The 18,861-nt window shown below is 74.3% G+C and carries 21 protein-coding genes; 10 read left to right on the top strand and 11 right to left on the bottom strand.

What is annotated here, in order from left to right; translation table 11 throughout:
* Positions 1-19: 19 nt before the first annotated feature.
* Entirely contained in the window at positions 20-760 is a 741-nt protein-coding gene (locus tag Sya03_RS16410; RefSeq protein WP_203939170.1) for a DUF4142 domain-containing protein, read from the top strand.
* Positions 757-1,419: a class F sortase gene (locus tag Sya03_RS16405; protein WP_203939169.1), complete on the top strand. Its 663-nt coding sequence runs from the start codon at positions 757-759 to the stop codon at positions 1,417-1,419. The genes Sya03_RS16410 and Sya03_RS16405 overlap by 4 nt, the downstream gene beginning before the upstream one ends.
* Here Sya03_RS16405 and Sya03_RS16400 read toward each other — a convergent pair.
* From Sya03_RS16400 to Sya03_RS16380, 5 genes are all read right to left on the bottom strand, one after another.
* Positions 1,403-3,403 (bottom strand): glycerophosphodiester phosphodiesterase family protein, encoded by a 2,001-nt coding sequence (locus Sya03_RS16400; protein WP_203939168.1) that lies wholly within the window; start codon positions 3,401-3,403, stop codon positions 1,403-1,405. The two genes, Sya03_RS16405 and Sya03_RS16400, sit on opposite strands and share 17 nt — an antisense overlap.
* Before the next feature lie 127 nt (positions 3,404-3,530).
* Positions 3,531-6,485 carry a 3-keto-alpha-glucoside-1,2-lyase-like domain-containing protein gene (locus tag Sya03_RS16395; protein WP_203939167.1) on the bottom strand — a complete coding sequence of 985 codons (2,955 nt, stop codon included), beginning with the start codon at positions 6,483-6,485 and terminating at the stop codon, positions 3,531-3,533.
* 95 nt (positions 6,486-6,580) lie between these two features.
* Positions 6,581-7,426 (bottom strand): glycosyltransferase 87 family protein, encoded by an 846-nt coding sequence (locus Sya03_RS16390; protein WP_203939166.1) that lies wholly within the window; start codon positions 7,424-7,426, stop codon positions 6,581-6,583.
* Positions 7,423-8,841: a polyprenol phosphomannose-dependent alpha 1,6 mannosyltransferase MptB gene (mptB, locus tag Sya03_RS16385; protein WP_203939258.1), complete on the bottom strand. Its 1,419-nt coding sequence runs from the start codon at positions 8,839-8,841 to the stop codon at positions 7,423-7,425. Before mptB ends, Sya03_RS16390 begins: the two co-directional genes overlap by 4 nt.
* A gap of 70 nt (positions 8,842-8,911) precedes the next feature.
* Positions 8,912-9,508 (bottom strand): HAD family acid phosphatase, encoded by a 597-nt coding sequence (locus Sya03_RS16380; protein ID WP_203939165.1) that lies wholly within the window; start codon positions 9,506-9,508, stop codon positions 8,912-8,914.
* 158 nt (positions 9,509-9,666) lie between these two features.
* On the opposite strand from Sya03_RS16380, the gene Sya03_RS16375 reads away from it, so the two are divergent.
* Positions 9,667-10,500 (top strand): SAM-dependent methyltransferase, encoded by an 834-nt coding sequence (locus tag Sya03_RS16375; RefSeq protein WP_275411454.1) that lies wholly within the window; start codon positions 9,667-9,669, stop codon positions 10,498-10,500.
* 7 nt (positions 10,501-10,507) lie between these two features.
* Here the strand turns inward: Sya03_RS16375 and Sya03_RS16370 are convergent, their stop codons facing one another.
* Both Sya03_RS16370 and Sya03_RS16365 read right to left on the bottom strand, forming a co-directional pair.
* Entirely contained in the window at positions 10,508-10,915 is a 408-nt protein-coding gene (locus Sya03_RS16370) for a hypothetical protein (RefSeq protein WP_203939163.1), read from the bottom strand.
* 65 nt (positions 10,916-10,980) lie between these two features.
* Entirely contained in the window at positions 10,981-11,367 is a 387-nt protein-coding gene (locus Sya03_RS16365) for a hypothetical protein (protein WP_203939162.1), read from the bottom strand.
* Between the two features lie 66 nt (positions 11,368-11,433).
* On the opposite strand from Sya03_RS16365, the gene Sya03_RS16360 reads away from it, so the two are divergent.
* Positions 11,434-11,673, top strand: a complete 240-nt coding sequence (locus tag Sya03_RS16360; protein ID WP_203939161.1) for a DUF397 domain-containing protein — start codon at positions 11,434-11,436, stop codon at positions 11,671-11,673.
* 51 nt (positions 11,674-11,724) lie between these two features.
* On the opposite strand, the gene Sya03_RS16355 is transcribed toward Sya03_RS16360, so the two are convergent.
* Positions 11,725-12,612 carry a Sco1979 family transcriptional regulator gene (locus Sya03_RS16355; protein WP_203939160.1) on the bottom strand — a complete coding sequence of 296 codons (888 nt, stop codon included), beginning with the start codon at positions 12,610-12,612 and terminating at the stop codon, positions 11,725-11,727.
* Positions 12,613-12,971: 359 nt separating this feature from the next.
* On the opposite strand from Sya03_RS16355, the gene Sya03_RS16350 reads away from it, so the two are divergent.
* Entirely contained in the window at positions 12,972-13,256 is a 285-nt protein-coding gene (locus tag Sya03_RS16350; protein WP_203939159.1) for a hypothetical protein, read from the top strand.
* Complete coding sequence (locus tag Sya03_RS16345) at positions 13,253-13,441, top strand: hypothetical protein (RefSeq protein ID WP_203939158.1); 189 nt, start codon at positions 13,253-13,255, stop codon at positions 13,439-13,441. The genes Sya03_RS16350 and Sya03_RS16345 overlap by 4 nt, the downstream gene beginning before the upstream one ends.
* On the opposite strand, the gene Sya03_RS16340 is transcribed toward Sya03_RS16345, so the two are convergent.
* Complete coding sequence (locus Sya03_RS16340) at positions 13,430-13,864, bottom strand: MarR family winged helix-turn-helix transcriptional regulator (RefSeq protein ID WP_203939157.1); 435 nt, start codon at positions 13,862-13,864, stop codon at positions 13,430-13,432. The two genes, Sya03_RS16345 and Sya03_RS16340, sit on opposite strands and share 12 nt — an antisense overlap.
* 88 nt (positions 13,865-13,952) lie before the next feature.
* On the opposite strand from Sya03_RS16340, the gene Sya03_RS16335 reads away from it, so the two are divergent.
* Together Sya03_RS16335 and Sya03_RS16330 are read left to right on the top strand one after the other, a co-directional pair.
* Positions 13,953-14,576, top strand: coding sequence for an FMN-dependent NADH-azoreductase (locus tag Sya03_RS16335; protein WP_239107582.1), 624 nt, complete (start codon positions 13,953-13,955; stop codon positions 14,574-14,576).
* Positions 14,577-14,631: 55 nt separating this feature from the next.
* Complete coding sequence (locus Sya03_RS16330; protein WP_203939156.1) at positions 14,632-16,185, top strand: long-chain-fatty-acid--CoA ligase; 1,554 nt, start codon at positions 14,632-14,634, stop codon at positions 16,183-16,185.
* Here the strand turns inward: Sya03_RS16330 and modA are convergent.
* The gene (modA, locus tag Sya03_RS16325) at positions 16,160-16,948 is read right to left on the bottom strand and encodes a molybdate ABC transporter substrate-binding protein (protein ID WP_203939155.1); all 789 of its coding nucleotides are present in this window, start codon (positions 16,946-16,948) and stop codon (positions 16,160-16,162) included. The genes Sya03_RS16330 and modA overlap by 26 nt on opposite strands.
* A 112-nt stretch (positions 16,949-17,060) precedes the next feature.
* Between modA and Sya03_RS16320 the strand changes: the two genes are divergently transcribed.
* Positions 17,061-17,441 carry a lipopolysaccharide assembly protein LapA domain-containing protein gene (locus Sya03_RS16320; protein WP_203939154.1) on the top strand — a complete coding sequence of 127 codons (381 nt, stop codon included), beginning with the start codon at positions 17,061-17,063 and terminating at the stop codon, positions 17,439-17,441.
* 21 nt (positions 17,442-17,462) lie between these two features.
* Here the strand turns inward: Sya03_RS16320 and Sya03_RS16315 are convergent, their stop codons facing one another.
* Positions 17,463-17,708 (bottom strand): hypothetical protein, encoded by a 246-nt coding sequence (locus tag Sya03_RS16315; protein ID WP_203939153.1) that lies wholly within the window; start codon positions 17,706-17,708, stop codon positions 17,463-17,465.
* Between the two features lie 103 nt (positions 17,709-17,811).
* On the opposite strand from Sya03_RS16315, the gene Sya03_RS16310 reads away from it, so the two are divergent.
* Positions 17,812-18,852 carry a DNA polymerase III subunit beta family protein gene (locus Sya03_RS16310; RefSeq protein ID WP_203939152.1) on the top strand — a complete coding sequence of 347 codons (1,041 nt, stop codon included), beginning with the start codon at positions 17,812-17,814 and terminating at the stop codon, positions 18,850-18,852.
* Positions 18,853-18,861 lie beyond the last annotated feature (9 nt).

Raw genomic sequence — 18,861 nt, 5'->3', positions numbered from 1 at the left:
CCCCGGAAAGGAAGCGATCATGTCGTTGCGCCGTCTCGCGGTCACGCTCGGCGTGATCGTGCTGTTCCTCGCCCCGGGGGCGGCGGCCGCCGCGGCGTCCGCCCAGGACGTCAGCTACCTGCAGGCCGCGCACCAGGCGAACCTGTCCGCGATGGCGCTGGGCGAGATCGCCGGCCAGCGCGGCGAGAGCGAGCAGGTGCGCCGGCTCGGCGCCCGGCTGGTCGCCGACCACGCCCGCCTCGACGACGACCTGCTCGCGGCGGCGGGCGACCTCGGTGTCTCGCTGCCCGAGCTGGCGACCGAGCCGCAGCGCGACCTGGCCGAGCGGTACCACTCCGCGAGCGACGAGGAGTTCGACGCCCTGTTCGTGTCGACCCAGCTGGAGGCGCACGCGGCCGCGCAGCGGCTCACCCGCGACCAGCTGGCGGGCGGTGAGGACGAGCGCGCCGTGCAGGCCGCCCGGCGCGCCGCCACCACGCTCGCCGGCCACCACGACCTCATCGCCGCCGCCGCCCGCGACCTGGGCGTGCCGAGCCGCATCGGCACGGGCACGGGCGGCCAGGCGGCCGCCGGCACGGGCGCCGCGACCGCCCTGATCGTCGCGGGCGCCCTGCTGGTCGCGGTGGCGGCGCTGCTGCTCCTGCGCCGGCGCACCCCGGCGCACACCCCGTCGCACGCCGCCGGGTCGCGCCCGCCGCGGCAGCGGCACTGGGCCGACCGGGTCCGCCCGGGCCGGCACGGGGCCGCGTCGTCGTCATGAGGCACCGGGCCGGCCGGCACGCCGCGACCGTCTCCGGGCGGCGGGTCGCCGGCTGGGCCGCCCTCGCCGCGGGCGCGGGAGCGCTGGCGGCCGGCACCGCCCTGGCCGCGGGCCCCGGCCCCACCGACGCGGGCGCCCTGCCCGCCCCCGCCACGACGAGCCCGCCGGCCGCGCGGGAGGCGCAGCGGAGCGCCGGCCCGCTCGCCGTCCCCGCCGCGCCGCCCACCCGGGTCGGCATCGGCGCGCAGCGCGTCGACGCCCTGGTCGAGCCCGCCGGGGTGCTGCCCGGCGGCGAGCTGGCCGTGCCCGACGACCCCGACCGGCTCGGCTGGTGGATCGGCTCCGCGCTGCCCGGCGCCGCCCGGGGCACCGTGCTGGTGGCCGGGCACGTCGACAGCGCCCGCAGCGGCCCCGGCGCCCTGTTCCGCCTCGCCGACCTGCCGCTGGGCAGCACGATCGAGGTGCGCGCGGGCGACCGCACGGTGCGGTACCGCACGGTCGCCCGGCGCAGCTACGCCAAGACGCGGCTGCCGGCCGACCTGTTCCGGGCCGACGGCGAGCCGCGCCTGGCGCTCGTCACCTGCGGCGGCGCGTTCCGCGACGGCGCCTACGAGCGCAACGTCGTGGTCTACGCCGAACCGGTCAGCGCAGCCCGTTGAGCCGCGCCACCCGGATCACCAGCTCCGGGTCGTCGCTGATGACGCCGTCCACGCCCAGGTCGATGACCCGCTGCACGGTGGGGGCGTCGTTGATCGTGTACGGGACGACCTTGAGCCGGTCGCGCCGGTGCAGCACGTCGATCACCGGCCCGTGGAAGTACGCCGGGTCGCGCCGCAGGTACCAGTCGGGGTGCGGGGCGACGGGCTGCTCCGGGTCGAGCACCTGCCAGTTCGGCGAGACGGTGGCGGCGCCGGCGGCCGTGACGAGCCGGCCGAGGTCGCGGGTGCGCCACCAGTCCAGGCCGCCGGTCCACGGGCTCTTGACCGACGGGTCGCCGTGGACGGCCTGCAGCGAGCACTCGTCGGCCAGGGTCGCGCACTCGGCCGGGCCGTACTGCCAGACCAGAGCGACCGTCTCGATGCGGCGGTCGAGCCTGCGGGCCAGCATGATGGTCCGCCAGTCGAACGACTGGATCGTGGCCCGGCGGGTCATCCGCGCGTCCTGGATCGCCCGCACCAGCTTGACCGTGAAGACCCGGTGGTCGACGGTGTCGGCGACGGTCGGGCTGATCTTCGTCTCGATGTTGAGCCGGACGTCGGGGCGCGCGCCGGCCCGCACGGCCGCGAACACCTCGGCCAGGGTCGGGATGCGCTCGCCCGGCACCGGCACCTGGTTGGGCATGTCGGTCTGCGTCCTGGAGCCGCAGTCCAGCGTCTTGAGCTGGGCCAGCGTGAGGTCCTTGACGAGCTTGCCGACGTAGGTGGCGCCGGGCGCCGTGTCGACGCAGTGCGAACCGTTGACGGCCCGGTCGTGCGAGACGACGAGCACGCCGTCCTTCGTGACGCCGGTGTCGAGCTCCAGCGTGGAGATGTCGGGGTTGGCGAGCGCGTTGCGGAACGCGGCGAGCGTGTTCTCGGGCCGGGTGGCGCGGCCGCCCCGGTGCGCCTGGATGTCGAGCGGCGACGCGTACGCCCGCGGCAGCCGCCGGCCCTGGGCGGCCAGCACGGCGCGCAGCCGGTCGGGCCGGTCGGTGATGAGGCCGTCGACGCCGTCGGCGATCAGCTTGCGCATGGTGGCCTCGTCGTTGACGGTCCACGGGATCAGCTTGAGGCCGGCCCGGTGGGCGCGGCGCACCATGTCGCGGGTGACGTACGGCTGGTACCCGGCGTCGCCGACGGCGCCGTTCTGCGGGGTGCCGTGCACCGGGGAGAACGCCGCCGCGCCGAACGACCGCACGGCGCGGATCGGGTCGCCGCCGAAGTCGTCGATGTCGAGCCCGCCGAGCCACGGCGACCGGCCGGGCTGCCCGGTCTGCAGGAAGTCGATGTTGGTCAGGGCGACGACGGGCAGCCGCGGCTCGACCCGGCGCATCCGCATGAGCGCGCCCCAGTCGAAGCTCTGCACGGTGACCCGGCCGAGGAACCCGGCGGCGCGCGTGTCCCGGGCGACGGCCCGCACGAACTGCTCGCGCGGGGCGGTCTCGGTGGGCGCGCCGGCCTCCACCTTGGTCTCGACGTTCAGCCGCACGGGGTCGGCGCGGTACCGCTTGACCAGGTCGTACACCTCGCGCAGCAGCGGCATCCGGGCGCCCGGATCGGCCTGCTGACCGGGGTGCGCGGGCAGGGTCGCGGAGCCGCAGTCGAGGGTGCGCACCTGCGCCAGGGTGAGGGTGTTGACGTACCGGCCGGCGTACCCGGCGCCCGGCACGGTGTCGCGGCACTTGCGGGGGTCGACCCGGCGGTCGTGGGTGACGACGGCGTGGCCGTCGGCGGTGATCTGGACGTCGAGCTCCAGCGTGCCGACGCCGAGCCGCAGGGCGTTGCCGAACGCGGCCAGGGTGTTCTCGACGCGCAGGCCGAGCCCGCCGCGGTGCGCCTGCAGGTCGAAGCCGGCCGGGCGCGCCTGGGCGGCCACCGGGACGGCGAGGGTGCCGGCGGCGACGGCGACGGCCAGCGCGGCGGCGCGAGGACGAAGTGGGGTCATGACGGCACGCTCGCAGCGGCGGCTGACGGCCGGGGAAGGCGCGTGGGTCCAGCGGGTGACATCGACCTTACCGGCGGTACGGCGCGGCCGGGGACGACGGATGCGTCCCCGGCCGCGCCGGTGTGCGTCAGCCCTGCGGCTCGATCCAGATGTTGCGGTACTGGACCTTGTTGCCGTGGTCCTGCAGGCGGATCGAACCCGTCGACGGGGCCTCGGCGATGCTGCCGCCGGTCACCCCGGTGATCTCCAGGTTGTTGTGGACGGTCCTGCCGTTCCAGACGACCGTGATGCGGGCGTTGGCGATCTTCGTGCCGGCGCTGTCGTAGCGGGCGGCCTTGAAGGTGATGTCGTACGTCTGCCAGGTCTCCGGTGCGGTGGCCGCGTTCACGTCCGGCGGCCGCTGCTGGTAGATCGCGCCCGCCTCGTTGTTCGCCGGCGTGGTGTCGCCGTAGGAGTCGAGCACCTGCAGCTCGTAGCGCTCCTGCTGGTAGACGCCGCTGTTGCCGCGGTCCTGGCCGGTGATCTCCGGCGGCAGCAGCGGCACCTTGAACTCGACGTGCAGCTTGTAGTCGCCGAACGCCTGCTTGGTGCGCAGGTCGCCGCAGCACACCTCGATGGCGTTGCCGGCGACCTTCGGCCAGCTCGCCGTGCGGCCGTCGGTGTGCTGCCACTCGGTGAGGTTCGTGCCGTTGTAGAGGGTGATCCGCCTGCCCGGCTCCCGCACCGTGATGAGGTCGAGGTTGACGTGGCCGGTGTCGGGGGCGTCGACCCGGTACTCGACGGTGTTCAGCCCCTTCTGCAGGGTGAGCCGTTCGGTGGCCGTGGCCCAGGTGTTCCACGTCGTCGTGGTGGGCAGGGCGACCTGCTTCACCTTGCGGCCGTTGACGTGCACGCTGATCGTCTTGGTGCCGGCGAACGGGTTCGGGCCGTTGGCGTAGCGCAGCCCGACGTCGTACGCCCCGGACCGGCTGACGTTCACGTGCATGAGGGTGGAGGCGTTGAGGGCGCCGAAGTTGTCGACGAAGCCGATGCCGGAGTGCCCGGCGTGCTCGGCGCTGACCCCGGCGCCGCCGGTGCGGCGGCCCTCCTCGGCCTCGTAGAACACCTGGTCCTTCTGCGGGCCCGGGATGGCGTTGAGGGTGTACCACGCCTCGGTGCTCCACAGCTGCTCGCCGTCGGCGGCGGCGAACGGGCGCGGGGAGCGCAGGTGCACCACGCGGTCGGGCAGCAGGCCGTCGACGGTGAGCGTGACGGTCCGGCGGTCGGCCGACGCCTTGGCCGCGGTGACCGTCAGCGGCCGCTCCTCGATCTTCGGGCCGCCGTACTGGGCGGTGGCCGCGTACCGCCACTGCTGCAGCTTGAACTTGGCCGCCAGGTCCTGCACGGTCTGCGCGGACAGCGGCTTGGTGTACTCGAGCTTGAAGCCGGTCGCGGTGGCGCTCATCGACTTCATGTCGAACGTGTTCCTGCCGGTGGGGGTCAGCTTCTGCAGGCCGTGGGTGAGCTTGCCCTCCTGGCCCCAGTTGCCGCCCGCGCCGAGCCCGCCGACGTAGAGGTCGCCGTCCGGGCCGACGGTCACGCGGGTGATGCCGGACTCCAGGCCCTGGGTGTGCCGGAACAGGGCGCCCTGGTACTGGCCGTGCACCTTCTCCAGGTACGCGCGCTGCAGGCCGCCGTACGTGACGTCGCCGATGAGCAGCTGGCCCTTGAACGGGCCGGACTTCAGCAGCACCGGGGTGCTCGGCGAGTTGGCGATCTCGTTCTGCGGCATCCACAGCACCGGCTTGGTGACGGGGTTGGCGTCGTACGGGCCGGGGGGCTGCGTGAAGTGGTTGAAGAACCGGTCCCGGTCGATCTGGACCAGCTTGGACGCGGGCAGCCAGCCGCCCTGGTTGTCGGTGACGAGCAGCTTGTCGTCCGGGCCCCAGCCCATGCCGTGCGGGGTGCGCAGGCCGCCGGCGACGGTGGTGACCTTGCCGGACTTGCGGTTCACCACGACGCTGACGCCGCGGCCGGCCACCGGCTGCGGCGTGGTGGTGGCGCCGCCGAGGTCGATGGCGACCGAGAGGTTGAGGTGGAAGTTGCCGTCGCGGTAGAGCATGCCGAACGCGAACTCGTGGAAGTTGCCGCCGTAGGGCCACGTCGCGACGGTGCGGTACTCGTCCGCCACCTCGTCGCGGTTGGTGTCGCGCAGCTCGGTGAGCTGGTGCTTCTCGGCGACGTAGATGAGGCCGTCGACCACGGCGACGCCCATCGGCTCGCGCAGCCCGGACGCCACCTTCTTGTAGGTGACCTTCTGCGGGCCGGTCGCGCCGGTCACCTTGTCGACCAGGTACACCTCGCCCTCGACCTTGTTGGAGCCGCCCCAGGTGGTGATGACCATCCGGCGGTCGGCGGTCCACGCCATCGCGGACACCTGCGGCTCGAAGCCCGGCGGGCGCAGGTTCGTGAGGGTGTAGTTGGGGTTGACCCCGTCGAGCGGCAGCCCGTCGCCGGGGGTGTCGTTGACGCCCTCGCACTGCTTCTGGCCGGGCGCGGTGACCCGGACGACGCCGGCCTCGGTGCTCAGCACGGAGCCGGGCACTCCCACGAAGTCCTGGCTGCCGGGGGTGCGCCACTCGAGCCGCACCTCCTGGCCGCCGCCGGCCTCGAAGTACTCGACGCGCAGCGCGTGGAAGCCGGCGGTGAGGTCCGCCGAGCCCTCCTTGGCGACGACGCCGTGCAGGCCGTCGTTGTCGACCACGAGCTCGTCGTCGAGGTAGAGCTTGGAGCCGTCGTCGCTGCTGAGCCGGAACTCGTAGACTCCGCCGGCCGGCACGTTCAGGTTCGCGAGGACGTGCGCGACGAAGTTGTCCTGCAGGCCGAACGCGTCGCCGCGCAGGTCGACGGCCGGCATCAGCTTGTCCACGTTGGGCGTCTGGCCGGGCTTGAGCGTGCAGATCTTCGTCAGTGGCACGCGGGTGTCGTAGACGCGCAGCGTGACGCCGGGCTCCTGCGGTGGCGGGTCGACGGCACGGGCCGGCGACGCCGCCGCGGCGACCGCGACGAGTGATGTGGCAAGGACAGTGACGAGACGTCTCATGTGCTTTTCCCCGGGGGACGGTCCGAGTTGATACAGCGACGTCGATACTCTGCCAGAACTTTCATCTGCGCGTAACGAAAGTTTCCGCAGTGGAATCAAAAGTTCTGCTCGGTGCCCGATCGGTCGCGCCGCGTGCCGGGACGATCGCCAGCAAGATCACGCAGATCCAGACATATGCATTTGCGCCGACGGCCGTGCGGCACGTCGAGGCGCGCCAGCGCCCCGCGCAGCGACTGGTTCGACACGTACGCCAGGTCCCCGACGCGGCCGGTGTCCCACAGCGCCGACGTCCAGAACTCCCGGGTGGCGCCGGGCGCGACCAGCGCGGCCAGGGCGGTCGCGGCCGCGGCCGTCCCGGCGGCCACCGCCGCGGCCCGGCGCCGCCCCGCGACGATCAGGTACAGCACGAAGATCGCGGGCGTCAGCTTGACGGCGGCGGCCAGCCCGATGCCCGCCCCGGCCCACCGGCTGCCGCGTTCCAGCAGCCGGTGGTCGGCCAGCACGAGCGCCAGCAGCAGCAGGTTGACCTGGCCGTAGCTGAACGTGTCGCGCACCGGCTCGAAGACCAGCACCGCGCACGCCGCCACCACCGCGGCGGTCGGCCGGTGCCGCCCCGGCCGGCGCAGCAGCGGCAGGACGAGCCGGCGCAGCAGCAGCACCACGACGGCCGCGTTGGCGGCGAGGCTCAGCGCCACCGCGACCGGCCACGACGTGAGCGCCAGCGGGCTCATCGCGACCGCCGCGAAGGGCGGGTACGTGAAGCCGTACTCGGTGCCGTCGTAGCGGAACTCGTACAGCGGGGCCTCGCCGAGCAGCCACCACCGCACCGCGCCGCGGTAGACGCCCAGGTCGAAGAAGTGCCGGAACGCCGGGACGGTCACCAGGAACACGGCGGTGGCGGCGATCAGGCCGGCCAGCGCCCACGCGCGGCGCCCGCTCACGACAGCGCCCACGCCGGCCGGGGCGCCGCCGCCCAGCGCGCCGCCGCGTACAGGGCGGCGCCCGCCGCGACGCCGAGCGCCGCGAGCCCGAGCGCGCCGGGACCGTCGGGCGCGAAGCCGCTCGGCAGCACCGCGAGCAGCAGTACCGCGCAGGCCGCCGCGAGCGCGCGCCGCAGCCGCGGGTCGCCCGCCGCGGCGGCGAGCGGCACCAGCCCCCACAGCAGGTACCAGGGGCGCAGCGCCGGCCCGAACACCACGACGGCCAGCAGCACCAGGCCCAGCGCGTGCACGGCGCCGAGCCGCTCGCGGTACGCCCACGCCAGCGCGGCCACCACCACCGTGGCGAGCATTCCCGCCCACCGCCAGGCCGCGATGGCGTCCTCGGCGCGCACCGCGTCGGCGACCAGCGCGGTCAGCCGGCCGAGCGTGCTGGTCAGCGACCAGTTGTGCGGCGAGACGGTGGTGCGCAGGGCGCCGATCCAGCCGTACCCGGTGCCCGCGAGCGCGGTCATCGCGGCCGTGACGGCGGCGGCCGCGGCGAGGGTCGCGGCGGCGGCGCGGGGCAGCGGCCACCGGCCGCGCAGCTGGGCGGCCCACAGCGCGGCGACGGCCACCAGGCCGAGCGCGGCGGGCGCCTTGATCAGGGCCGCGGCGGCCACCAGCAGCACCGCGAGGACGGGCCGGCGCCGCACCGCCGCGGCCAGCCCGGCGGCGAGCAGGCCGAGCATCAGCGCGTCGTTGTGCGCGCCGCCGACCAGGTGCACGAGCACGAGCGGGTTGGCGGCGCCCAGCCACAGCGCGGCGGCCGGGTCGCGCCCGCACCCCCGGGCCAGCACGGGCAGCGCGGCGACCAGAAGCGCCAGCCCGGCGACCGCGAGCAGCCGCCCGGCCAGCAGGCCGAGCCCCAGGTGGCCCGCCGCGAGCGCGCCGACCGGCTGCGCCGCGAGCAGGAACAGCGGCCCGTACGGGCTGGGCGTGTGCTGCCAGACGGCGGGCACCTCGGCGGCGAGCGGTCCACCGAGGACGGACGGCCCGGACTCGTACACGTCCAGCCCGGCGGCGAGCATCGCGCCCTGCGCCAGGTAGCTGTACACGTCGCGGCTGAACAGCGGCGGGGCCAGCAGCATCGGCGCGGCCCACAGCGCCAGCGTCACCAGCACGGGCCGCACGCCGCGCGGCCGGCGGGCGGCGGCGCGCAGCGCGCGCCCGTACCACCACCACGCCAGCAGCAGCAGCGCCAGCCCGGCGTACACGCAGACCAGCGCGGCCCCGGCCAGCCCGGGCGCGACCTCGACACCCGCCCAGCCGCGGCTCACCGGCGGCGCGCCGGCGCCGAGGCCGCCGGCCGCCACGGCGGCCGAGCCGGCCGTGCCGACGGCGCGGGCAGTCGCCTGCCCGCGCCTCGGATCCTCCATCAACACCGGGGCAGGGTCCCAGCGGCACGTGTACCGCCGCGATACGCCGGGCGAAGCCCCGGGAAAGCGTTCAGCCGAGCTGGCCGTCGTAGTCCGGCAGCTTGAACGTGCGCTCGGCGTGCCCGCCGGCCAGGTCGCTGTCGTTGTTGCCGATGTTCGCGACGATCGTGTAGCCGAGCCGCTCGATGGCGATCCGGTTGTCGGTCTTCAGCTTCTGGTCCGGCCGGGTGTCGAACCACGGTCGCATGTAGAGCCCGGCCACGGTGTAACCCGCCGACCGCAGGTTCGCCTCGGTCTGCAGCCCGAGGATCTGCGGCCGGGCGGTCACGAAGAACACGGCCGCGCCGTCGGCGCGCGCCTGCCGGGCCACCGCGAGCACCGGGCCGGTGGCCGGCGAGGTCAGCCCCGGCCGGTACTGGGTCTGCAGGGCGGTGTTGTCGATGTCCAGCACGATCGCGGCCCGGATCGACCGGTCGGGCAGCCGATCGTCGAGGTACGCGGCGGCCTCGTCGGCCACCTCGGTGACGTCGGCGATCCACGTCGCGTACGCGGGCAGCGCGGCGATCGCGGGGCCGGCGGGCGGGGCGGAGGGGGCGGCGGTGGCCGGGGCGGCGGCCAGGGCGAGAACGGCGAAGACGGCAGCGAGGACCGTCGATGTGCGCTTCATTACCGGACGGTAACGTCTCCGTCGAGCCGGGGCGAGATGTCGAAGTTTGCCGATGAATGAACGGTGAGTGCTCCCGAAGCGTGACTGCCGCGAGGCGTCGATGCGTACTAGGCTGGCGCGAACGGACTTCGACGACATGTCGGGAGCAGGAGGCAACCGTGGGGCAGGGCGGTCAGTTCGGCAGCGCGGAACAGGAAACGGCGCCACCCGGAGTCAACGTCAACGTCCCCCACTCCGCCCGCATCTACGACTACTGGCTCGGCGGCAAGGACAACTTCGCCGTCGACCGCCAGGTCGCCGACGCCATGATCGCCGCCATCCCCCAGATGCGCGAGATGGCCGCCGAGAACCGCAAGTTCGTCCACCGCGTCGCCCGGCACCTCGTCGAGGACGAGGGCATCCGCCAGTTCCTCGACGTCGGCACCGGCATCCCCACGTCGCCCAACCTGCACGAGATCGCGCAGAAGATCGCCCCCGAGACCCGGGTGGTCTACGTGGACAACGACCCGATCGTGCTCGCCCACGCCCGCGCCCTCATGATCAGCACCGACGAGGGCCGCTCCGAGTACATCAACGCCGACATCCGCGACCCCGAGGCCCTGCTCGCCGAGCCGCTGCTCACCGGCACCCTCGACCTGACGAAGCCGGTCGCGCTCACCGTCATCGCCATCCTCATGCTGCTCGAGGACAGCGAGGACCCGTGGGGCAAGGTGCACGCCCTCATGGACGCCCTGCCGTCCGGCTCACTGCTCGCCGTCACCCACCCCACCCAGGACTTCAACCCGGACGAGGTCGAGGTGGCGGTCACCGCCGCCACCCGCAGCAACATGGTCCTCGTGCCGCGCACGAAGGACCAGGTGGCGCGCCTGTTCGGCGACTGGGAGATGCTCGACCCGGGCCTGGTGCCGGTGATGGCGTGGCGCCCCGACGGCGAGCCGCCGGCAAACCCGGAGTCGGCGTACTACTGGGCGGGCGTGGCCCGCAAGCCGTAGCCGGCGCCTACCGCGGGGAGTCCGCGGCCACCCGGTCCGCCAAGAGGGCAGCGCCGCGCCGCACGCGTTCGTCGCCGTCGGTCATCAGCTGCCGGACGCCCGCCGCCAGCCGCCGCGCGTCCTCGGGCGCCCGGCACGCCTCGGCGAGCGCCGCGCCCAGCTGACCGGCGTGGGCCGGCTGCGCCTCCGGCCAGGCCGCGGCGAAGACCCGCAGCGCCGCGCAGTCGCGGGACCGGAGCAATGCGTCGGCCGTGCGGGCCACGACCGTGGCGTCCGCCGGGTCGGCCAGCAGCTGCCGCAGCACGGCGTCGACCTCACGCCGCCCGGCGTGGAAGCTGAGCTCCTGGCCGGCGCGCACCCGCACGAACCACAGCGCCGACCGCGCCTGCGCCAGCCACGCCTCGTATGCCGCCATGTCCCTTCCCGACCGTCCCCGGCCCGTCCGGTGCGCGGCCGCGGGGCCCGCACCGGGTATGCCGGTCAGTTACCGTCCGCGTCCGGGGTGTCCTGGTCCGCTGTGGAGTCCGTGTCGTCGGCCGCCACCGCCGGGTCGCGCCGCAGTGCATAGCGGGCGCCGCCGAACCGGTGGCTCACCGTGGTGGCCCGGGCGCTGGCCGCCTCGATGCCGCCCAGCACGCGCTCGGGCGGCGCGGAGGCCGGATTGCCGCGGCGGGCACCCTCGGAGCCGTCGGATTCGGGTGGTTCAGGCGGATCTTCACGCCTGTTCGGAACAGTCATCAAGGCACCTCCACGGGATGCGGCCCTGCCCGGCGCCATCACATCGAGTGAAAGGTTCTCGATGCGTCTGTGCGTTATCATGCTCGGAATCAAGGGTGATTGCAAGGCCGGATGCACGTGCATCTGCACGCAGGCATCTCGGGTGAGCACTCACCGTCACGGCCATCGCGGCCACGCACGGAGTTGGGGGCCATCATGAAGCGCTTTCGCAACGGCATACCCGTCAACGAACTTCCTGCGGTGACCTGGCAGAAGAGCCGGCGCAGCAACCCGAGCGGCAACTGCGTCGAGTGCGCGGTGCTGCCGGACGGCGCCGGCATCGCGGTGCGCAACTCGCGGGACCCGGAGGGGCCCGCGCTGGTCTACACCCGGGCCGAGATCGAGGCGTTCATCCTGGGCGCGCGCGACGGGGACTTCGACAACCTGCTCGCCTGACTCCACAGCGGACCGCCCCGGCCGGACGCGACCGGCCGGGGCGGCCTGCCGTCAGAAGTGTTCCTGCAGGATCTTGCCGAGGATCGCGGCGGTCTGGTTCGGCGGCTCGGCGTCGACGCAGACGCGTTCCATGGCGATGGCGTAGTGGTCGACGTCCTCGCGCTTGTCGAGGTAGATGGCGCTGGTCAGCTGCTCGACGTAGACGACGTCGGGCAGCTCGCGGTCCGGGAAGCGCAGGATGGCGAAGGGGCCGCCCGCGGCGGCGTGGCCGCCGGTCTGGAACGGCATGATCTGCAGCTGCACGTGCGGGCGCTTGCTGACCTCGATGAGGGCCTCGAGCTGGGCCCGCATGACCTCGGGGCCGCCGATGGGGCGGCGCAGCACGGCCTCGTCGAGCACGGCCCACACCTGCGGCGGGTTGGGCTTGTCGAGGATCTTCTGCTGGCGCTCGATGCGCAGGTCGGTGCGGCGCTCGATGTCGGCGGTGGACGCGCCGACGTGGCCGAGCGAGATGACGGCGCGGGCGTAGTCGCGGGTCTGGAGCAGGCCGGGCACGAACTGGATCTCGTAGGTGCGGATGAGCGACGCCGCGGCCTCCAGGCCCAGGTACGCCTGGAACCAGGAGGGCAGCACGTCGCCGAAGCGCTGCCACCAGCCGGGCGCGTTGGCCTGGCGGGCGAGCGACACCAGCTGTTCGCGCTCCTGCTCGTCGGTGACGCCGTACAGCGTGAGCAGGTCCTTGATGTCGCGCTCTTTGAAGCTGACCCGGCCGAGCTCCATGCGGCTGATCTTCGAGCCGGAGCCGCGGATCTCCCAGCCGGCGTCCTCGCGGGTGAAGCCGCGGGCCTCGCGCAGCCGGCGCAGCTGGGCGCCGAGCAGGATGCGCAGGACGGTGGGTCCGCTGCCGGGCCCGTCCTCCTGCTGCTGCGCCGCCGTCACGTCGTCCCCTCAGCCGTCCGTCGCGCCGACCGCCCGATGGGGACGGTCGTCCGTTGACCACTTCGCATCCTAGGCCCTGCACGATGAGTGCCAAAACCGTGCGTGGTGCTTGCCACCACGCGCTGTCCCTGCCCATTCTGCGCGATGGCGCCGACTTTCGCATGGGGCGGATGCACGTGCATCCGGCCTTGCGACCGCACGGCGACGCGAGCATGATGGCGGGAAGCACGTACCCGGTCGCTGACGCTAGGTGTCGGCGGGTCCCGTGATCGGCCCGGCGGCTACGCACAGCGATGTGGGCGCCCCGACGACCGCCGCCCGATGACCGAACCGCGATCGGGACTCCAGGAGGCACTGCGATGCCCGCACCGACCGTCCCACCCCCTCGGCGAGATCCGGCCGAGGTCGCCCCGGCGGACAGCTACCGGCCGGCCGACCCGGTGTGGGTCTACCGCGACGGCTGGCGCGCCGGCGTCATCGAGGCGGCGTCGGCGCGGGCGGTCACCGCCACCTACCGGCCGGGGCCGCACCGGGGCACGGGCGTCGACACGTTCACGCCCGACTGCGTCGTGCGCCGGGGCGAGGCCGACCCGGTGCTCGACCGCGAGCTGGCCGGCCTGGAACAGCCGAGGGAGCAGCCGTGAACGCCTCGATCGTCGTCGCCGTCGGCCTGGCGATCCTCAACCTGCTGATCGGCGTCGCGCTGGGGTGGTACCTGCGGCGCATCAACTCGTGGTGCCGCCAGTGCGGCGACCGGCTCACCTGCCAGGGGTGCGGCACGGACGCGTCGTGGGCGCTGCGCCCGGACCCGGAGCGGTCAGTCCGCTGACAGCACCTTCTCCAGCGCGGTCGCGACGACGGCCGCCTCGCGGGCGGTCATGCGCGCGGTGAAGTGCCGCTGGATGCCCGCGAGGTAGGTGGGGGCGGCGGCGCGCAGCCGCTTGCGGCCGGCCTCGGTGATGGCCGCGTACGCGGAGCGCCGGTCGTCCGGGTTGGCCTCGCGGGCGACGAGGCCGGCGGCGGCGAGCTGGTCGACGACGCGGCTGACCCGGGTGCGGCTGACGACGGCGGCGGCGCCCAGCTCCCCCATGCTGAGCCGGCGCCCGGGCGCCGCGTTGAGTTCGAGCAGCACGTCGTACCAGGTCAGCGGCAGGCCGTGGGCGGCCTGCAGCTCGCGGTCGAGCACGGGCACGAGGGCCGCGTGCACCCGCAGCAGTGCCGCCCAGGCGGCGACGTCGGGAGTGTCCTGCACCACGGCAGCGTACCCAACTCTTGTGCGTGCGCACGCATCGGCGTAGGAATGTGCGTGCGCACACACTTCTATCGCAGGGAGAACCGCCGTGAGCACGCTGCTGCACATCTCCGCCTCGCCCCGCGGCGAGCGGTCCGAGTCCCTCGCCGTCGCCGCCACCTACCTCGACGCGTTCCGGGCCGAGCACCCGGACGTCGCCGTCGAGAGCTGGGACCTCTGGGACGGCACGCTGCCCGCGTTCGGGCCCGACGCGGCCGCCGCCAAGATGGCCGTCTTCGCCGGCCAGGAACCCACCGGCGCCGCCGCCGCGGCGTGGGCCGCCGCCCGGGCCGCGTTCGCCCGGTTCGACGCCGCCGACCGGTACCTGTTCAGCGTGCCCATGTGGAACGCCGGCGTGCCGTACATCCTCAAGCAGTTCATCGACGTCGTCAGCCAACCCGGCCTGGTGTTCGGGTTCGACCCGGCCACCGGCTACACCGGGCTGCTGCGCGGCAAGCGGGCCGCCGTCATCTACACCAGCGCCGTGTACGGCGACGGGCGCGGCCCCGCCTTCGGCGCCGACTTCCAGCAGCCCTTCTTCGACGACTGGCTGCGCTGGGCCGGCATCACCGACGTCACGTCCGTGCAGCTGCGGCCCAACCTGGCGACCGCCGACGCCGCGGCCGCGCGCGAGCGGGCGCACGCCGCCGCCCGCGACGCCGCCAAGCTCTGACGCGCGGTGGCATGCTGGGACGTGACGCCGATCACGTCGCCAGGAGGCCACCGCCATGCTCAACCTCTCCGTGCTCCTCGAGGACAGCGCTCGCAGCCACCCCGACCGCGACGCCGTGGTGCTGGGCGACCGGCGGCTCACCTACGCCCAGGTCGACGCCGCCGCCGCCCAGGTCGCCGGCCTGCTGGTGCAGCGCGGCATCCGGCCCGGCGACAAGGTCGCGCTGACCTGCCCCAACCTGCCGTTCTTCCCGATCGCCTACTACGGCATCCTCAAGGCCGGCGCGGTGGTGGTGCCGCTGAACGTGCTGCTCAAGGGCCGCGAGGTGGCGTACCACCTGCGGGACTCCGACGCGAAGGCGTACCTCTGCTTCCAGGGCACGGCGGAGCTGCCGATGGGCGAGGCCGGCTGGGCCGGGTTCCAGGAGGCCGACGCCTGCGAGCACTTCTTCGTGATCACCGCCGACCCGGCCGCCGCGTCGCCGATCGAGGGCGCCGAGACGCTCGGCTCGGCGATGCACGGCCAGCCGCCCGCGTTCGCCTCCGTGCAGACCTCGGCCGACGACCCGGCCGTCATCCTCTACACCAGCGGGACCACCGGCCAGGCCAAGGGCGCCGAGCTGAGCCACGCCAACCTGGTGCTCAACGCGCTGACCTGCCTGCGGCTGTTCAACACCCAGATCGGCGCCGACCGGCACCTGCTCGTGCTGCCGCTGTTCCACTCGTTCGGCTCGACCGTCAACATGAACGCCGGGTTCGCCAGCGCCGCCACCCTCGTGCTGCTGCCCCGCTTCGAGCCGCAGGCGGCCGTCCGGCTGCTCCAGGAGGAGGAGATCACCTTCTTCGCGGGCGTCCCGACCATGTACTGGGGGCTGCTGCGGGCGCTCGGCGAGGGCGTCGACGTCGACCGGATCGCCGCCAACATGCGGCTCGCCGTCAGCGGCGGGTCCAGCCTCCCGGTCGAGATCATCCGCGAGGTGCAGGAGCGGCTGCACGTCCAGATCCTCGAGGGGTACGGGCTGTCGGAGACCTCGCCCGTGGCCACGTTCTCCGACCCGGCGCGCGACCTGCGCCCGGGCTCGATCGGCGTGCCGATCTGGGGCGTCGAGGTCAAGCTCATCGAACCCGGCTGGGAGACGGTTGAGGGCGCCGACGCCATCGGCGAGATCGCGATCCGCGGGCACTGCGTCATGCGCGGCTACTACAACCGCCCCGACGCCACGGCCGAGGTGATGCGCGACGGCTGGTTCCGCACCGGCGACCTGGCCCGGCGCGACAAGGACGGCTTCTACTACATCGTCGACCGCGCCAAGGACATGATCATCCGCGGCGGCTTCAACGTGTACCCGCGTGAGGTCGAGGAGGTGCTGATGACCCACGAGGCCGTGTCGCTGGCGGCCGTGGTCGGGGTGCCGCACGACAGCCTCGGCGAGGAGGTCAAGGCGTTCGTGATCCGCACAGAGGGCGCGACGATCACCGAGGACGAGCTGATCGGGTGGTGCCGGGAGCAGATGGCCGCCTACAAGTACCCGCGGGTGGTGCGGTTCGTCGAGTCGCTGCCGATGACGGCCACCGGCAAGCTGCTCAAGCGGGAGCTGAAGGCGGACTGACCGGCGGCTGGAAGCCCGCCCGGGTCAGCACGTCCAGCGCCGGGGCGCCGCGGGCCCACGCCACGAACGCGGCCGCGCCCGTGGGGTTGGGCGCGTCCGCCAGCGCGGCGATCGGGTAGTCGTTGGTCGCCGCCGCCGACGCCGCGAACTCGATCGCCTCGACGTCGGCGGCCGCGGCGCGGGCGTCGGTGCGGTAGACCAGCGCGGCGTCGACCTCCCCGAGGCGCACCTTGGACAGTGCCGCCTTGACGTCCTGCTCCAGGGTCACCGGGGTCAGCGGCACCCCGGTGAGGACCTGCTTCGCGGCGGCGCCGCACGGCACCTGCTCGGCGCACAGGGCCACCGTCACGCCCGGGCGGGCCAGGTCGGCCAGGGTGCGGACGCGCGCCGGGTTGCCCTTCGGCACGGCGATGACCAGCTGGTTGCGGACCAGGATGACGGGCTCGCCGACGGCGGCTCCCGCGTCCACGACGGTGCGCATGGTGGCCGGCGAGGCGGCGGCGAACACGTCGGCCGGGGCGCCGGCGACGATCTGGGCGGCGAGCTGCGAGCTGCCGGCGAACGAGAACCGGACGGTGGTGCCCGGGTGCGCCGCCTCGAACTGCCGCCCGATCTCGGTGAACGACTCGGTCAGCGAGGCCGCCGCCAGCACCGTGACGTCGCCGGCCGGCCCACCGTCGCCGGGCGCGGGGGCGCCGCCGGGCGCGCCGCAGCCCGCGAGGACGACCGGCAGGACGGCGGCGGCGAGGACCCGGAGACGCATGCCGCCAGCCTAGAGCCGCAGAAGCCAGGCGCACAGCCCGTCCGCCCTCGCACGGGCGAGGGCGCTGCGTCGTTCGGCATGAGCGGCCGCGATCCGGGGCAATGGAAGGTCTGTGACGAGCCAGGATCCATCCGCCGACCGCGTCGACCACCTCGCCGGGGTGGGACCCGTCGGCGCGGACGGCGACGCCCCCGCCGTACGCGAGGGCATCGGGCCGGTCACCCAGCACCCGGAGCACGTCGAGACGGTGCGGCCGCGGCCGGGCACCCGGACCTGGGTCGTGGGGCTGCTGACGGCGCTCGTGCTGGTAGCGCTGATCGTCTTCATCGCGCAGAACACGGCCCGCGCGGAGATCTCGTTCCTGGGCTTCAGCGGCAGCCTGCCGCTGGCGGCCGCGTTGCTGGCCGCCGCCCTGGCGGGCGGGCTGCTGACCGTGACGGTCTCCGCCACCCGCGCGACGGTGCGCCGCCGGGCGGCCCGCCGCGGCCGGTGACCGCGGCGAACCCCCGAACGATCAGAGGAAGCTGCTCCTGGCGGCCGGCGTGAGCACCTGCTCGCGCCAACCGGTACCGTTGCCCCGCCACGCGCCGGCGAGGATGCTCGCCGAGCCGAGACTGGGACATTCCTGGATCTTGAAGCGACCGGCCTCGCCGCCGATCTGGGCCTTGACGTCCCAGCGCTGTCCGTCGGTGAGGATGTAGACGTCGCGGCGACCGCGCGGCGACGTGATGCCGTTCCACCAATGACGCTCGATCTTCACTCACTCAGAGTAAGTGAAGTCGGGGCCGAAAAACCACCTCCCGGGGGACACAACAACCGTTCGGCTTGACCTTCAAGCCGGTCGATCCCCCAGGGTTCCGGGCATGGAGAGCGAGATGCGCAGCATCGGGGAGATGGCCCGGGCGACCGGGCTGACGGCCTCCGCGCTGCGGTTCTACGACAGCGCGGGGGTGCTCGTGCCGGCCCGGGTCGACCCGGTCACCGGCTACCGGCATTACGCCGATGAGCAGCTCAAACCCGCCCGTGTGCTGGCGTCGCTGCGGCGGGTCGGGATGCCCCTGGCGGAGGTCGTGCGGGTGCTCGGCGCCCTGGGCGACCCGGCCGCCGCGGAGGCCGTGCTGGCCGCGCACCTGGGCCGCCTGGAGGCCGGTCTGGCCGACGCGCGCACCGAGCTCTCCCGTGTCAGCGCCCTGCTGCGACCGGAGGAACCGCTCATGCCCACCATCACTTGCAGTAACCGTGATCTCACTGTCGCGATCGATGCCGTCCGGTTCGCGGTCGGCCGCGACCCTGCCCTGCCCGCCCTCGCGGGGGTGCTCGTCGAGGTCGAGGACGGGCTCGTCCGGCTCGTCGCCACCGACCGGTTCCGCCTCGCCACGGCCACCGCCACGGGCGTCGCGGACGGCGCCGGGTCCGCCCTGGCGCCGGCCACGTTCCTCGACGAGGCCCGCGCGCTGGCCGCCGGCGACGGCTCCGCCCGGCTGACGGTCGGACCGGAGATCGTGCTGGAGACCGCCGCCGGGCGGGCCGCCGCCCCCGCCCTCGACCTGCCGTTCCCCGACTACCGGCGGCTCACCGGCGGCGGCTCGGGGCGGCGGGTCGCCGTCGACCCGGCGGCCGTGCGGGCCACCCTGGCGGCCGCGCCGACCGTGGCGCGCACCTGGGAGGGCGTCGACTACGAGGCCACCGTGCTGACCGTCGACGACGCGGGCCGGCTGGCCGCCGCCGCGCCGGACGCGTGGACCGAGGACGGCGCGGCCGTGGCCGTCAACCGCGAGTTCCTGCTCCAGGCGCTCGACGCCGGCGGCCCCGGCCAGCTGGAGCTGGAACTCGACGGGCCGATCCGGCCGCTCGCCGTCCGCTCGGCCGGCGGGTTCTCGATCCTGATGCCCGTGCGCCTGTAGCCGGGATGG

It is taken from the genome of Spirilliplanes yamanashiensis, assembly GCF_016863475.1.
GTDB lineage: Bacteria > Actinomycetota > Actinomycetes > Mycobacteriales > Micromonosporaceae > Spirilliplanes > Spirilliplanes yamanashiensis.
Note: the sequence above shows the minus strand (reverse complement) of the source record. Positions and strands in the feature narration are given on the sequence as shown.